Source organism: Thalassobius sp. Cn5-15 (assembly GCF_022347685.1).
In the GTDB taxonomy this organism is placed as follows: domain Bacteria; phylum Pseudomonadota; class Alphaproteobacteria; order Rhodobacterales; family Rhodobacteraceae; genus Thalassobius.
The window spans coordinates 209,659-224,425 of record NZ_JAKRGF010000004.1 but is presented as its reverse complement, the minus strand read 5'-3'; the positions used below and the strand labels follow the sequence as shown (position 1 = coordinate 224,425).

The window sequence follows — 14,767 nt, the reverse complement described above, 5'->3', positions numbered from 1 at the left end:
GATGAACCGCAGACATGCACTAAACCTGATGGGCGCCACCGCTGTCGCCGCAACCGCTGGCGCGCTGATTCCGTCCTTTGCCGCCGCGCAAGAGGCCGCAGAAAACGGCATCGTAGAGATGACCCTTGGCGCTGATGACGCACCGGTTACACTGATTGAATACGCCTCCTTCACCTGTCCGCATTGCGCCACCTTCCACAACAATGTGCTGAGCAAAATCAAGGCCGAGTATGTGGAGACCGGCAAGGTGAAGTTCATCTATCGCGATGTCTATTTCGACCGTCCTGGTCTTTGGGGGGCGATGATGGCGCGGTGTGAACCCAGCAAGTTTTTCGGCATCGTCGACATGCTCTATGCAGATCAGAAGTCCTGGGTCGCTGGCGGTAATCTAGGTGAGATTGACCAGAACCTGCGCAAAATTGGTCTGGTGGCAGGCCTGGACAAAGCTAAGCTGGACGCCTGTATGTCAGATGCGGAAAACGCACAGGCACTTTACGGCTGGTTCCAGAAAAACGTCGAAGCAGATGACGTGCAGGGAACGCCGACGCTTCTCATTGATGGTGTGAAACATTCCAATATGAGTTATACGGATCTGAAAGAGATCCTTGACGAAAAATTGGGAATGTAATGACTGCACCACTTGCCGGGCTCAAGGTTGTTGAGCTCGCCCGTATCTTGGCCGGCCCTTGGGCCGGTCAAACCCTGTCCGACCTTGGCGCCGATGTGATCAAGATCGAAAGCCCCGCTGGCGACGACACGCGCCAATGGGGCCCCCCGTTCATCGAACGCACTAGCGAGGATGGCGAAGGTCACGACGACACTTCTGCCTCCTACTTTCACAGCTGCAACCGTGGCAAATCCTCCATCACCGTTGATTTCCGCACGCCCGAGGGTCAGGAACAGATCCGCAAATTGGTGCAGGATGCAGACATTCTGATCGAAAACTTCAAGGTTGGCGGCCTGCAGAAATACGGCCTCGACTACGCCAGTCTGAAGGCAATTAACCCTCGGCTGATCTACTGTTCGATCACCGGCTTTGGTCAAACCGGACCTTATGCGCATCGTGCGGGCTATGACTATATCATTCAGGGCATGTCCGGCCTGATGTCGATCACCGGTGATCCAGATGGCCAGCCGCAGCGTGTAGGCGTTGCAGTGACGGACATTTTTACCGGCGTTTATGCGGTCAGCGGGATTCTGGCAGCGCTGCATCAGCGGCATATGACCGGCGTGGGCCAGCATGTGGATATGGCCCTGATGGATGTGGCGGTCTCTGTCACCGCGAATCAGGCAATGAACTACCTCAGCACCGGTAACCCACCAGGGCGTACCGGAAACTACCATCCGAATCTGACACCTTACCAAGTGTTTGACTGTGCCGATGGCCACATCATCATCGCCACAGGCAATGACGGGCAGTACCAACGCCTGTGCCGCCTGCTGGGCCTTGATTGGATGGCAGGAGCGCCAGAATTTCTGAAAAACGCCGACAGGATCGCCAATCGGGATCGGATGATCGACCTCTTGATGGCCGAAACGCACAAACGCAGCAAGGCAGAGCTGCTGTCCGGGTGTGAAGCAGAGGGCATTCCCGCAGGTCCGATCAATGACATGTCCGAGGTGTTTGAAGACCCGCAGGTCAAAGCACGCGGGATGAAGGTGGAGCTGGACGGTATTCCCGGTGTGCGCGCGCCCTTCACCTTCTCTGATGCGGAGCTGAAACTGAATCGCGCCTCACCCAAGCTGGGTGAACATAACGAAAGCTAAACAATCGCCCCGACCCTGTGTCGGGGCGATGTTCGTTCAGGCCTTAGCCGTAATCACGGGCCCCAAAAATGGCGGAACCAACACGCACATGAGTGGCGCCAAAACTAACCGCCTTCTCAAAATCGCTGCTCATCCCCATCGACAGGCCGGTCAGATCATTGCGTGCGGCGATCTTGGCCAACAAAGTGAAGTGCAGAGATGCCTCCTCCTCCACCGGCGGGATGCACATTAGGCCCTGCACTGGCAGGTCCAGACTACGGCATTCAGCGATAAAGGCGTCCGCTTCGGACGGCAAAACGCCAGCCTTCTGATCCTCGGCACCGGTGTTCACCTGAACAAATAGATCGGGGCAATGGCCCAGTTCCTGCGCCAGACGGGCCAGCGTATGAGCCAGTTTCGGGCGATCAACGGAATGGATCGCCTCGAACAGCTGCATCGCCTGACGGGCCTTGTTGGTCTGCAGCGGGCCGATCAGATGCACGTTCACACCGTCAAACTGTTCGCGGAAATCAGGCCATTTGCCCGCCGCTTCCTGCACCTTGTTTTCGCCGAACAGACGGTGACCTTCGGACAGCACAGCCTCCACCCGCTCGTTCGGTTGCACTTTGCTGACAGCGATCAGCTGTGTGCTGCCAATGGCGCGACCGGCCTGTTCTTCGGCTTTGCGCAGGCGCGCGGTGATTTCGGTTAGGGACATGGGCGGCCTCCGGTGCTGTCGTCGCGGCGGAGAAAACACCAACCTCAGGAAAAAGAAAACCCCAGACCGCAAAGGTCAGGGGGCCATGGCGCATCACAAGGACGATATGCGCAAAAGAAAAGGGACAGGCGAAACGCCTGCCCCTCTCTTAGGTAGTCCTAAGTCGTTCTGAATTAGAACGAGAAGGTCATGCCCAGTTCTGCAACGGTCTCGTCTGCAACTTCGGCGATACCGCCAGCAACAGCTGCGCCGCCACCCAGCGAGTAGGATGCGCCGATGCCGTATGCGTCGTCGTTATCGTTCGAAGCGAACAGACCGGTTACGGTCAGGTCACCTTGAGTGTACGAAGCTTGCAGGCCGTAACCGGTGTTGTCGTCGGTTTCGGAGTACTGAACGCCAACTGCGATCGCACCCATCGAGTAACCTACGTACAGGTTGTACTCGTCTTCTTTGTCAGCTTCGCCGTAGCCAGCTGCAAAGGAGATGTCGCCGAAGGAACCGGTTGCGCCCAGTGCCCAGTCGTCGCCAGCTACGGAGCCAGTTTCAACCGATGCGGATACTGCGATGTCGCCCAGCGAGTACTCAACCAGAACGGAAGTGGAACCGTTGCCGGAGATTTCTGCAACGTCGTCAACACCCAGACCGTCGAAACCGATGTCCGACAGACCTTCGTTGTCGTTTGCTGCGTCCGAAGAACCAACGGTTACGGTCAGGCCGGCAACCGAAACGAATACTTCAGGGGAGGAAACTTCAGCTTGGCTGTCTTGAGTAGCTTCTTCGGTGTCGAAGCCGCCGTCGATGTCCAGCGATGCACCGAAGGATACGCCACCGTCAGTTTCGCCGGTGCCTTCAATGTTGAAGTCGATTTCGTTTTCGATGGCGGTGTTGTCGCCGTCGTAGGTTGCGCCGAAGTTTGCGGAGCCGCTGAAGCTGATTTCAGCTGCAGCTACACCAGCGGTTGCTACCAGTGCGGTGGTCGCGAAGAGAATCTTTTTCATGGTTTTTCCCTCGAATTTCCAATCAAGCGCCCCATAACGGTTTGTCCGTTTGGGCATGGCCGTTCTTTCGCTCTTTTCGGGGGGCGTTTGCAAGCGGCGCGAGGGGGGCGTTGCAAATCTGTCCCCCGGATGGTGCAGCTTTGCCACACCTGTTTCAGCCACAGATCTACCGCCCAGGATAAGCCGAATGGCAAGTCCCTGCCGACAGTCGCCTTATATATACTGTGCACATGACTAAAGCCTTGCCCCTAAAGGCGCCCTTCGGTAGGACGAATGGAAATTAGCAAGCTGGGGTATGCTTATGACCGTTCAAAACCGCATCAAACTTGGGGTTTCTGCTGCTGCACTGATTGCTGTCAGCGCCTGTGGTTTGGTCCAGCCGGCGGCCCTTTCGCCCGAGGCACAGGCGCAAACCACCGAAGAACGTCGTGAAACGATCTGGGATATTTTCAACAATCAGGATCAGGACGTAAATGTGTCGGTGAACCGATACATCTGGAACGCCTCGCTGGAAGTTTTGAACTTTATGCCCGTCGAATCGATTGATCCCTTCACTGGTGTGATCGTCAAAGGCTACGGAACCCCACCCGGCGGCAATCGCGCCTATCGTGCCACTGTTTATGTAAAAGATCCGGCACTGGCAGCACGATCGCTGATCGTGACGCTGCAGGGTCGCGATGGCAAACCCGTCTCAGCCAGCACCCAGCGCGCGATTGAGGACGCGATTCTGTCCCGCGCACGTCAGCTGCGCATCGAAGATGGCCGCCTATAAGCCACTCCGGCATCAAAGAATCACAAAGGCGCCTCACACGGGCGCCTTTTTTAATTTTAACAGCAGGCAGGCAACGTCAGTCGACTCAGTCTTTCACTGGTTGCGGCGTCAGCGATGCAAGGTGATTCACCCATTCCAATTGGCGCGGCAGGCAGTGGGTCTGCAAATCATAATTCTGCACGATGTGCTGGCGGGCTGCCTGACCAAAGGCGCGGCGCATGTCCACATCTTCCAGCAGGCGGCAACATTCAGAAACCAGCGCATCACCATCAAAGAAATCAACCAGCAACCCGTTCTCGCCATGGCGAATCGCTTCTTTCAGGGGGCCCGTATCGCTGGCAACAATCGCAGCCTCGGCACTCATGGCTTCAAACAGAGACCAGCTGAGCACAAAGGGATAGGTCAGATAAAGGTGCACACGGCTAACCTGCAACAGCCTGGTGAACTGATCGTAGGGAATCTTGCCCAGAAAATGTACGCGATTCCAGTTGGCCGTGGGAATCTGACCACGCACCTCATCGATGAATATCTGTTTCCACGTTTGTCCTTTGGGCGGTCGCGCGCCATAGCTGACCTCATCCCCACCAACGATCAACACCTGCGCGTTCGGACGTTCCTTCAGCAGACGCGGCAGCGCGCGCATAAAGATGTGATAGCCGCGGTAGGGTTCCAGATTTCGGTTCACAAAGGTGATAACCTCATCCTGACGCGTGACCTCTGATCCGTCGGGCAAGGCGAAACGCACATCAGGATTCGCCGTCATCGCAGTGGTGTCGATCCCATCGTGAATCACATCAATCTTGCGACGCCATTCTTCGGGGAATGTATCGGCCTGAAAATACGTCGGACTGATACCCGCGTCAGCAACCGGAAAATGCACCATATTGTTGATATTTTTCAGCCGGATGCGCAAAGATTCCGCCACTGGCACCTTGGGCTGAAATTCGGGATCGAAACCCAAATGCTGGTCATCGCTGCGATGATACAGCTCACAGTACAGACCGATTCGCGCGGTCGGCCAGACGTCGCGCAAAAACATTGTTTCACCCCAACCGTGGTGGCCAATGATCACATCAGGCTGAAATCCAGCCTCCCGCAATTTCAGCGCGGCATTAAAACAAGCCTCACCACGAATAACCTTGGTGTCGAAATCCAACAGCCACGGATGGGTGCCGCCGCCCTGCTTGCGCTGGATACTGTAGGGCAGCACCCGCACACCCTGCCATGTGGTCGGCTCCTTCACCCTAAGAGTCAGCGCCACGCACTGATGACCCGCTGCGGCCAGCGCAGGGGCAAGGTGTTTATATTGTCCGGGGAAATTTTGATGGATAAAGAGGATCTTCATAACGCGCCTTGGCTAACCACACCTCCCTTATAACGCGCATTGACGATGAGGCTATAACGCAGGTCCCGTTTCCACGCAGCAACATGGCATTTTTGCGCGCAGGTTTGCGAGGAGACACTGGACCAATGCGTCGCAGCCCCCTATCACCCCTGCGATACAGTTATAAAACGCCAGGAAAGGTCCGCGCGACATGACCCGCTATGTAGCAGCCGAAATCGAAGGCAAGTGGCAGGAAGCCTGGGACAAGGCCGACATCTTCAAGGCCGTCCGCAGCGACGACAAACCCAAATACTACGTGCTAGAGATGTTCCCATACCCGTCAGGACGCATCCACATCGGTCACGTGCGCAACTACACGATGGGCGACGTGATCGCGCGCTACAAAATCGCCACGGGCCACAACGTGCTGCACCCGATGGGTTTTGACGCCTTTGGGATGCCTGCCGAAAACGCCGCAATGGCATCGGGCGGTCACCCAAAAACCTGGACCTATGACAACATCGACACGATGGTGAACCAGATGAAACCGCTGGGCTTTGGTCTGGACTGGTCGCGCATGTTTGCCACCTGCGATCCCGAATACTATGGCCAGCAGCAGTCGATGTTCATCGACTTCATCGAAAAGGGTCTGGTTTACCGTAAGAACGCGGTTGTGAACTGGGATCCGGTCGATATGACCGTTCTGGCCAACGAACAGGTGATCGACGGCAAAGGCTGGCGGTCCGGCGCCGAGGTGGAACGTCGTGAACTGACCCAGTGGTTCTTCAAGATCTCGGAATTCTCTGACGAATTGCTCGGCGGTCTGTCAGGCCTGGACAATTGGCCTGCCAAGGTGCGCCTGATGCAGGAAAACTGGATCGGCAAATCGCGCGGTCTGCAGTTCGGCTTTGAACGCACTGATGGCGGCGAGAAGATTGAGGTTTACACCACCCGCCCCGACACGCTGATGGGCGCGTCCTTCGTCGGCATCTCCCCCGATCACCCGCTGGCCAAACAGCTAGAGGCAGAGCGCGAAGATGTCGCCGTCTTCTGTGCTGAGGCGCGCAAAGGTGGCACCACCGCCGAAGCGATTGAAAAGGCCGACAAGCTGGGCTTTGACACTGGCCTGACCGTAAAACACCCACTGGACCCAAATTGGGAGCTGCCGGTGTGGATCGCGAACTTCATCTTGATGGACTACGGCACCGGCGCGGTCTTTGCCTGCCCGGCCCATGATGAACGCGACTACGAGTTTGCCACCAAATACGACCTGCCGATCATTCCAGTGTTTGAACCAGTCGAAGGTCAGGCAGAAGCGGGCAAAGCCTATGTTCCGACCAAGGCCGAGAAGGTTCGCTACATCAAAGGCTATGCAGGTGCTGAGGTGCAAACCGGTGAAGAGGGCGTAAACACCGCCGTAGATCACTGCGAAGCGGCTGGTTTTGGCGAAGGCGTTACCAAATTCCGCCTGCGTGATTGGGGCCTTAGCCGCCAGCGCTACTGGGGCTGCCCGATTCCGGTTGTCCACTGTGAGGACTGCGGCGTGGTACCCGAGAAAAAGGAAAACCTGCCAGTTGAATTGCCAGAGGACGTCAGCTTTGACATCCCTGGCAACCCGCTGGACCGTCACCCGTCATGGCGCAATTGCACCTGCCCGAACTGTGGCAAGCCGGCGCAGCGCGAAACCGATACCATGGACACCTTCGTCGACAGCTCATGGTATTTCGCCCGCTTCACCGCACCCCGGGCAGACACCCCGACCGATCAGGCCGAGGCGGAATATTGGATGAACGTCGATCAGTACATCGGCGGCATTGAACACGCGATTTTGCACCTGCTCTACTCGCGCTTCTTTGCCCGCGCGATGAACATCTGCGGCCACCTGCCGGAGAAATCGAAAGAGCCGTTCAACGCGCTGTTCACGCAGGGCATGGTGACCCACGCGATCTACCAAACCGAGGGCAAGGATGGCCGTCCGGTCTATCACTACCCCGAAGAGGTCGAACTGCGCGACGGCAAAGGCTTCCTGCAGGACGGGCGCGAAGTAACCATCGTGCCGTCGGCCAAGATGTCGAAATCAAAAAACAACGTGGTGGATCCAGTGCAGATAATCGACCAATACGGTGCCGATACCGCCCGTTGGTTTGTCCTGTCCGACAGCCCGCCCGAACGTGACGTCGAATGGACCGCGTCCGGCGCCGAGGCCGCGCATAAACATCTGGGCCGCGTCTATCGCATCTGTGCGGAAATCGCCGCCTCTGATGTTGCCGACAATGCCACAGAAGATGAAGCGCTGCTGCGTGCCATGCACAAAGCCATCCAAGAGGTAACTGGCGGCGTTGACAGCTTTGGCTTCAATGCGTCCATCGCGAAGCTGTATGGTTTCACCAACACCCTGTCGAAATCCAAGGCGGGTGCTGGCGCCAAACGTCAGGCCGCCAAGGTGCTGGCACAGCTGATGTCGCCGATGACACCGCATTTGGCCGAAGAATGCTGGCAGGTGCTGGGCGGCGAAGGTCTGATCGCTGCGGCCGCATGGCCGGTTGCAGATGAGAAAATGCTGGTCGATGACACCGTCACAATGCCGATCCAGATCAACGGCAAACGTCGGGCGGAAATCAGCGTGTCCAAGGATATGGCAAAGGAAGAGGTTGAAAACCTCGTCCTCGCGCAAGAAGCTGTGGTCAAGGCCCTCGACGGGGGGCAACCGAAAAAGCTGATCGTGGTTCCGGGACGTATCGTGAATGTGGTTGTCTAAACGCCATCTGATGATGATGACATGTGCCGTGGCCTTGATGGGCTGCGGCTTCACCCCGGTCTATGCACCGGACGGCGCGGCCTCGGATCTGGAGGGGCAGATCGCCTTTGCCGACCCCAGCAGCCGTGACGAACAATTGCTGGTACGTCATCTGGAACAGCGGCTGGGATATACCACAGCAGGTCGCTATCGCCTCAGCTATGATCTGACGGTGGATCAACGACGGATTGCGGTGACAGAAACCAACACCACCGCACGGTTCAACCTGATTGGCGAAGTGCGCTACCGTGTGACTGATGCCAGCAGCGAAACCGTTCTGATCAGTGGCAGCGCCACACAATTCACCGGTTTTTCCGCCACCGGCACCACCGTGGCCACCCGCGCCGCGAATGAAGATGCGCGCGCTCGTCTAATGGTGATTCTGGGGGATCAGATCGTCGCACATCTGTTCGCCAAATCAGCCGACCTGGTGCAGTGACCCGATGAAACTGTCCCCGCGCGACGCCAACAAATACTTCCGCAAACCAGAGGCAGACCGCGCTGGCCTGTTGATCTATTCAGCGGATGCGATGCGCGCAGCGCTCAAACGGCAAGAGGTGATCGCCGCCCTCATCGGCCCAAACGGCGAAGAGGAAATGCGCCTGACCCGCATGTCAGGCGCATCGCTGCGCAAGGATCCGGCGCAGCTTCTGGATGCGATCAAGGCGGTCAGCTTCTTCCCCGGCCCGCGTGTGGTGTTTGTTGAGGATGCCAACGACAGCGCCACACCCGCGATCACCAACGCGATGGTCGATTGGGCAGCAGGCGATGCGCAGGTCATCGTCACCGGCGGTGCGCTGAAACCCACGTCAAAGCTGCGCAAACTGTTTGAGGCCCATCCAAACGCCTATGCCGTCGGCCTCTACGATGATCCTCCCAGTCGCGAAGATATCGAGGCAGAGCTGGCGCGCAGCGGCGTAAAAAACGTCGATACCGCCGCGATGACCGACCTGATGGATCTGGGCAAAGACCTGTCGCCCGGTGATTTCCGTCAAACGATGGAAAAGCTGGCGCTGTACAAACTGAATGACGCCACGCCCGTCACCCCCGAAGACGTCACCGCCTGCGCGCCTGCCACGATTGAAGCGGCGCTGGACGATATTTTGAACGTCGTGGCCGAAGGACGATCGGACCAAATCGGCCCGATTCTGGAAAAGCTGAAAGCACAGGGGGTGAACGCTGTGTCGCTGTGCATCGGCACCACGCGCCATTTCAGGACCCTATTCAATATCGCGGCCAATGACGGCGGGCGCATCTTTATTCCCGGCTCATTCAAGCAAAAAGAACGCAGTCAGAAACAGGCCCGCACGTGGGGCCCGGTCAAGCTGCAAGCGGCACTAACCCTGCTGTTAGATACTGATTTGCAACTGCGTTCCGCCGGCCAAAACGCCCCTGCGATGGCGCTGGTCGAACGGTCCTTGATCCGGCTGGCAATGATGGCGCGGCGGTAATTGGCCTTAGGTAAATTTGCGGAAGAAGCGGGTTCGGTCGAACATGCCTTCCAGCTCTTCCATCCGTTGGCGGGTGATATCCCACGTCTGTTCCTGCACCTCCGCAATCATCGCTTCGACAATCAGCATCAGGGCAGCGCTGGAATCCCACGCAGACGGCACTGTGATCCGCCCACAGAAGGTCACGTCGGCAAATTCATGCACCGGACTGCGCCATTGATCGGTGAACAGAATGATCCGCGCGCCCTTCTCCCGCGCCATCTTGGCCATGCGCAGGGTCGAATTTTCATACCGGCGCACATCGAAAATCACCAAGGTGTCGCCCGGCTTGATCTCTAACAGGTAGTGCACCCAAGCGTTCGACATCGACTGAATGTGAGTCACACCAGGCCGTGCCACCTGCATGTGCATAAAGAAGTAATCCGCCAGCGCGCGAGTGATCCGCCCGCCCACAACCATCACCGAATGATCCGTTTCCGCCAGCATTTCGCAGGCGCGATCAAACTGCGCCGGATCAATCTGCGTCAAGGTCTGGCGGATGTTGCCCATCACCGCATCGGTAAAGCGGTTGAGGATATGCGCATCCGGCGCACTTTCGACCCAGGTATCATGCTTGCTGATCGGGTCAGAGATTTGCGCCTCCAGCTCGCGCCGAAGGGCGTTCTGGAAATCAGGAAAGCCGGAGAAGCCCAGTTTCTGCACCATCCGAACAACAGTTGGCGTCGACACCTCCGCCGCCTTGGCCACCTGTGTGATCGAGGCAAGGCCCGAGACCGGATAGTTCTGCAACAGCGAATCTGCCAGCTGGCGTTCCGCCCGTGTCAGACTGTCAAAAGCACCCTGTAGGCGTTCGGCAATAGTTTCCGGTTGTTGCGTCATTTGCGCCCCCCTCAGGACAAGCATCTGGATCTACACCCGTTTTGATTACGATATAAACAATAGCGCTCGATCTGAAGATATTTTTTCAGTATTATTGTTGACAGGCCAGACCGATGTGAAGAATTGTTTACAAAGTTGGCACAGTGGACCGAAAGTCTCTGTGTCTCGAACGACCTGTGGGGGACGATTAGGGACATGGCAGATCGATATCCGATCTTTGACAATGAGGCGGTGCATGCCTCGCTGCCGCAAGACGCAGCGCCGGTCGTGGTGGTGTGTGAACATGCCAGTAATGCCATGCCGTCCGAATTTGGCGGGCTGGGTCTGGATAGAGCGGCGCGGGAAAGCCATGTTGCCTGGGATCCCGGTGCGCTGCCTGTGGCACGCGCCATTGCCACCAGCCTGCACGCGCCGCTGATCGCGGGTGCAGCCTCCCGCCTGCTGTTTGATTGCAACCGCCCGCCAGAAGCGGTGGATGCTATGCCCCCCCACAGTGAAGTCTTCGAGATTCCCGGCAATCAGAACCTGAGCGATGCCGCCCGTGCCGAGCGGGTGCGCCGGTTCCATGATCCGTTCAACGCTGCAATGGTCAAGCTGTTGGACGCGCAGGTCCCGCAGCTGATGATCACCATGCATAGCTTCACCGCCACTTATAACAGTCAGCCGCGCGAGGTCGAAATTGGCGTTCTGCATGACGACGACAGCCGTTTTGCCGATGCTTTGCTGGCCTGCGCCGCTGATCACACTGCGCATGTGGTGCGCCGCAACGATCCTTACGGGCCGGAACATGGCGTCACCCATACGCTGAAAAAACACGCCCTGCCCCGCGGCATCCACAATGTGATGATCGAGGTGCGCAATGACCTGATCGCCACCGCCGACCAACAGGCCGCAATGGCCACGATGATGGATATCTGGCTGCGCACGGCGATGGTCGCCTGTGACATCCCACAGGAAGGAGGCGCCCAATGCCCCGCCTGATCCGCGCATATGTCCGCTGGGTGGATGCCATCAACTACCGGCTGGGCCGGATCGTGATGTATGGCATCTTTGTCATGGTTGGCATCCTGATGTGGTCATCGATATCGAAGACGTTTTTCCTGCCATCGCTCTGGACGCTGGAAATGGCGCAGTTTGCAATGGTCACCTACTACATCCTTGGTGGCCCCTATTCGATCCAGATGGGATCAAACGTGCGGATGGACCTGTTTTATCACAACTGGTCGGACCGCAAGAAAGCACAGTTTGACGCCGCAACGGTGGTGGTCCTGGCCTTCTACCTTGGCGTCCTCTTTTACGGAGCAGTGGATTCCTTTGCCTATTCGCTGGGTCATTTCCGCGGCACACCCTTTGCGTTCCTGTGGGAATTGGTCACCACCTTCTTCACCGCTGGCCCAACGGCAGCGGCTGAACTGCTGGGCTATCTGGAACGCAGCCCGACCGCGTGGCGCCCGATCCTGTGGCCGATCAAGATGATCATGACACTCGGCATCCTTTTGATGCTGCTACAGGCACTATCCGAATTCTTCAAAGATATCGCCCGCATGCGCGGACAGGAGATCTGATCAAAATGTCCTATGAAATGATCGCAATCTTCATGTTCGCCACCATGATGGTGATGCTGTTCACCGGCCAGCGGGTCTTTGGCGCGATTGGCGGCGTGGCGGCTGTTGCCGCCCTGTTCCTATGGGGGGATGGCGGATCGGCCATTCCGTTTTCATCCGCGATGAAGCTGATGAAATGGTATCCGCTGCTGACCCTGCCGATGTTCATCTTTATGGGCTACGTGCTGTCAGAGTCCAAAATCGCGGACGATCTGTACAAGATGTTTCACGTCTGGATGGGGCCAGTGTCCGGTGGATTGGCCATTGGCACCATCGGCTTGATGGTGCTGGTATCGGCGATGAACGGCCTAAGCGTTGCAGGTATGGCCATTGGTGCTACCATCGCGCTACCGGAGCTACTGCGCCGCGGCTATGACAAGCGCATGGTAACGGGGGTCATTCAGGCAGGTTCCTCCCTCGGGATCCTAGTGCCGCCTTCGGTGGTTCTGGTACTATACGCGATGATTGCGCGCCAGCCGGTGGGGCAGTTGTGGCTGGCCGGTGTGGTGCCGGGGCTGATGATGGCGACGCTGTTCATCCTCTACATCTATATCCGCTGTAAAATGAACCCCGCCCTTGGCCCGACGCTGAGCGAAGAAGAGCGAAATGTATCCCGTGGGGAAAAAATCCGCCTACTGGGCGCGGGTCTACTGCCGCTGATCATCTTTGCCGCAATGATGGTGCCTTTTGTCAATGGCTGGACCTCGCTGGTGGAAAGTTCTGCCATCGGCGCCATGACCGCCTTTATGGCCGCCGTGCTGAAGGGACGGATGACCCGCGAGGTGTTTGAAAACTCGATCCGTCAGACGCTGGGCATTTCCTGTATGTTCATGTGGATCATTCTGGCCGCCTTGGGATTTGGCGCGGTGTTTGATGGCTTGGGTGCGGTGAACGCGATCAAGGGTTTATTCACCGAACAACTGGGCCTTGATCCGTGGATGATCCTTATCCTGATGCAGCTGAGTTTTATCCTGATGGGCACCTTTCTGGATGACACTGCGATGCTTGTAATCGTCGCGCCGCTTTATGTGCCGCTGGTGCATACACTGGGGTTCGATCTGATCTGGTATGGTGTCCTTTATACGATCACCACGCAGATCGCCTATATGACCCCGCCGTTCGGCTACAACCTGTTCCTGATGCGGGCAATGGCACCGCCAGAAATCACGCTGCAGGACATCTACGGATCCATCCTGCCGTTTGTGATGATCATGGTTTCGGCGCTGATCCTGATCATGACCTTCCCGCAGATCGCACTTTGGCTGCCTGAATACGTTTATGGAAAATGACAGAACTCCTGCCAAGGGAGCGTCCAATAACAAGGGGATAACCCCATCAACGCCTGACAAAGGCCAACAGAAAATTGGAGAGTATGACATGACCACAAGACGTAAGTTTCTTGCCGGTGCCGCAGCTGCACCGGCCGCCCTTGCCACCCCGGCGCTGGCGTCCAGCACCATCAAGTGGCGTATGCAAACCTATGCCGGCCCTGCGCTGGCAGAACATGTGGTAAAACCCGCTATCGACATGTTCAACAAAATCGCTGGCGACCGCATGCAGATCGAATTGTTCTATGCCGATCAGCTGGTCCCCACGGGTGAGCTGTTCCAGGCAATGCAGCGTGGCACTATTGATGCGGTGCAATCCGATGACGACTCGATGGCGTCCCCTACCGAGGTCACTGTGTTCGGCGGCTACTTCCCCTTTGCCTCGCGCTACAGCCTCGATGTGCCAGTGCTGTTCAACCAGTACGGCTTGAATGAGATCTGGGATGAGGAATATTCCAAAGTTGGCGTAAAACACATCTCTGCCGGTGCGTGGGATCCCTGCCACTTCGCCACCAAAGATCCGATCCGTTCGCTGGCGGACCTCAAAGGTAAGCGCGTCTTCACCTTCCCAACCGCCGGTCGCTTCCTCAGCCAGTTTGGCGTGGTGCCTGTGACCCTGCCTTGGGAAGATATCGAGGTCGCGATGCAAACCGGCGAGTTGGACGGCATCGCATGGTCCGGCATCACCGAAGACTACACCGTTGGCTGGGCCGATGTGACCAACTACTTCCTGACCAACAACATCTCTGGCGCTTGGGCCGGGTCGTTCTTTGCCAACCAGGGCAGCTGGGACGGCATTCCCGAAGATCTGCAAACCTTGTTCCGCGTCTGCTGTGACCAGTCTCACTATTATCGCCAGTGGTGGTATTGGGGCGGCGAAGCTGACCTACGCGTCAACGGCCCCAAAATGGAACTGACCTCGATCCCCGATGCCGAATGGGCCACCGTGGAAGAGGCCGCTTATAAATTCTGGGATGAAGTTGCGGCCGAAAGCCCGACCAAGGCGAAGGTTGTCGAAATCATCAAGAAATACAACGCCGATATGCAAAAAGCGGGCCGCCCCTACCGCTACGGTTAAGGCACCCTGCCCCGCGTCTTGAACACGCGAAACACAACACTCTGAGGCCCCGGCACCGACCGGGGCCCTAGG

Annotated in this window: 14 protein-coding genes; 10 read left to right on the top strand and 4 right to left on the bottom strand. The window is 57.4% G+C overall.

Annotated elements, in window-relative coordinates; translation table 11 throughout:
• Window position 1: 1 nt before the first annotated feature.
• Window positions 2–628 (top strand): DsbA family protein, encoded by a 627-nt coding sequence (locus MHM86_RS11035; RefSeq protein ID WP_239199249.1) that lies wholly within the window; start codon window positions 2–4, stop codon window positions 626–628.
• Complete coding sequence (locus MHM86_RS11030) at window positions 628–1,767, top strand: CaiB/BaiF CoA-transferase family protein (RefSeq protein WP_239199246.1); 1,140 nt, start codon at window positions 628–630, stop codon at window positions 1,765–1,767. The genes MHM86_RS11035 and MHM86_RS11030 overlap by 1 nt, the downstream gene beginning before the upstream one ends.
• 43 nt (window positions 1,768–1,810) lie before the next feature.
• On the opposite strand, the gene MHM86_RS11025 is transcribed toward MHM86_RS11030, so the two are convergent.
• Both MHM86_RS11025 and MHM86_RS11020 read right to left on the bottom strand, forming a co-directional pair.
• Window positions 1,811–2,464, bottom strand: a complete 654-nt coding sequence (locus tag MHM86_RS11025; RefSeq protein WP_239199243.1) for a YggS family pyridoxal phosphate-dependent enzyme — start codon at window positions 2,462–2,464, stop codon at window positions 1,811–1,813.
• Window positions 2,465–2,637: 173 nt separating this feature from the next.
• The gene (locus MHM86_RS11020) at window positions 2,638–3,462 is read right to left on the bottom strand and encodes a porin (protein ID WP_239199240.1); all 825 of its coding nucleotides are present in this window, start codon (window positions 3,460–3,462) and stop codon (window positions 2,638–2,640) included.
• A gap of 295 nt (window positions 3,463–3,757) precedes the next feature.
• Between MHM86_RS11020 and MHM86_RS11015 the strand changes: the two genes are divergently transcribed.
• Window positions 3,758–4,234, top strand: coding sequence for a DUF3576 domain-containing protein (locus MHM86_RS11015; protein WP_370644124.1), 477 nt, complete (start codon window positions 3,758–3,760; stop codon window positions 4,232–4,234).
• Window positions 4,235–4,319: 85 nt separating this feature from the next.
• Here MHM86_RS11015 and MHM86_RS11010 read toward each other — a convergent pair whose 3' ends face one another.
• Window positions 4,320–5,579, bottom strand: coding sequence for a glycosyltransferase family 4 protein (locus tag MHM86_RS11010; RefSeq protein ID WP_239199235.1), 1,260 nt, complete (start codon window positions 5,577–5,579; stop codon window positions 4,320–4,322).
• A gap of 190 nt (window positions 5,580–5,769) precedes the next feature.
• Between MHM86_RS11010 and leuS the strand changes: the two genes are divergently transcribed.
• From leuS to holA, 3 genes are read left to right on the top strand one after another with little or no spacing between them, the layout of a single operon-like run.
• Window positions 5,770–8,316, top strand: coding sequence for a leucine--tRNA ligase (gene leuS, locus MHM86_RS11005; protein ID WP_239199232.1), 2,547 nt, complete (start codon window positions 5,770–5,772; stop codon window positions 8,314–8,316).
• A complete protein-coding gene (gene lptE, locus MHM86_RS11000) occupies window positions 8,303–8,794 on the top strand; it encodes an LPS assembly lipoprotein LptE (protein ID WP_239199229.1) in 492 nt (163 codons plus the stop codon). Before leuS ends, lptE begins: the two co-directional genes overlap by 14 nt.
• A 4-nt stretch (window positions 8,795–8,798) precedes the next feature.
• A complete protein-coding gene (gene holA, locus MHM86_RS10995) occupies window positions 8,799–9,806 on the top strand; it encodes a DNA polymerase III subunit delta (RefSeq protein WP_239199226.1) in 1,008 nt (335 codons plus the stop codon).
• Window positions 9,807–9,812: 6 nt separating this feature from the next.
• On the opposite strand, the gene MHM86_RS10990 is transcribed toward holA, so the two are convergent.
• Entirely contained in the window at window positions 9,813–10,685 is an 873-nt protein-coding gene (locus MHM86_RS10990; RefSeq protein WP_239199223.1) for a MurR/RpiR family transcriptional regulator, read from the bottom strand.
• Window positions 10,686–10,880: 195 nt separating this feature from the next.
• Here MHM86_RS10990 and MHM86_RS10985 point away from each other — a divergent pair, with 195 nt between their 5' ends.
• The 4 genes from MHM86_RS10985 (at window position 10,881) to MHM86_RS10970 (ending at window position 14,695) form a co-directional block, all read left to right on the top strand.
• On the top strand, window positions 10,881–11,666 hold the full coding sequence (locus MHM86_RS10985; protein WP_239199220.1) for an N-formylglutamate amidohydrolase: 786 nt from the start codon (window positions 10,881–10,883) through the stop codon (window positions 11,664–11,666).
• The gene (locus MHM86_RS10980; RefSeq protein ID WP_239199217.1) at window positions 11,654–12,250 is read left to right on the top strand and encodes a TRAP transporter small permease subunit; all 597 of its coding nucleotides are present in this window, start codon (window positions 11,654–11,656) and stop codon (window positions 12,248–12,250) included. Before MHM86_RS10985 ends, MHM86_RS10980 begins: the two co-directional genes overlap by 13 nt.
• A 5-nt stretch (window positions 12,251–12,255) precedes the next feature.
• Window positions 12,256–13,578, top strand: coding sequence for a TRAP transporter large permease subunit (locus MHM86_RS10975; RefSeq protein WP_239199214.1), 1,323 nt, complete (start codon window positions 12,256–12,258; stop codon window positions 13,576–13,578).
• 88 nt (window positions 13,579–13,666) lie between these two features.
• Window positions 13,667–14,695: a TRAP transporter substrate-binding protein gene (locus MHM86_RS10970; protein ID WP_239199211.1), complete on the top strand. Its 1,029-nt coding sequence runs from the start codon at window positions 13,667–13,669 to the stop codon at window positions 14,693–14,695.
• Window positions 14,696–14,767: the final 72 nt, after the last annotated feature.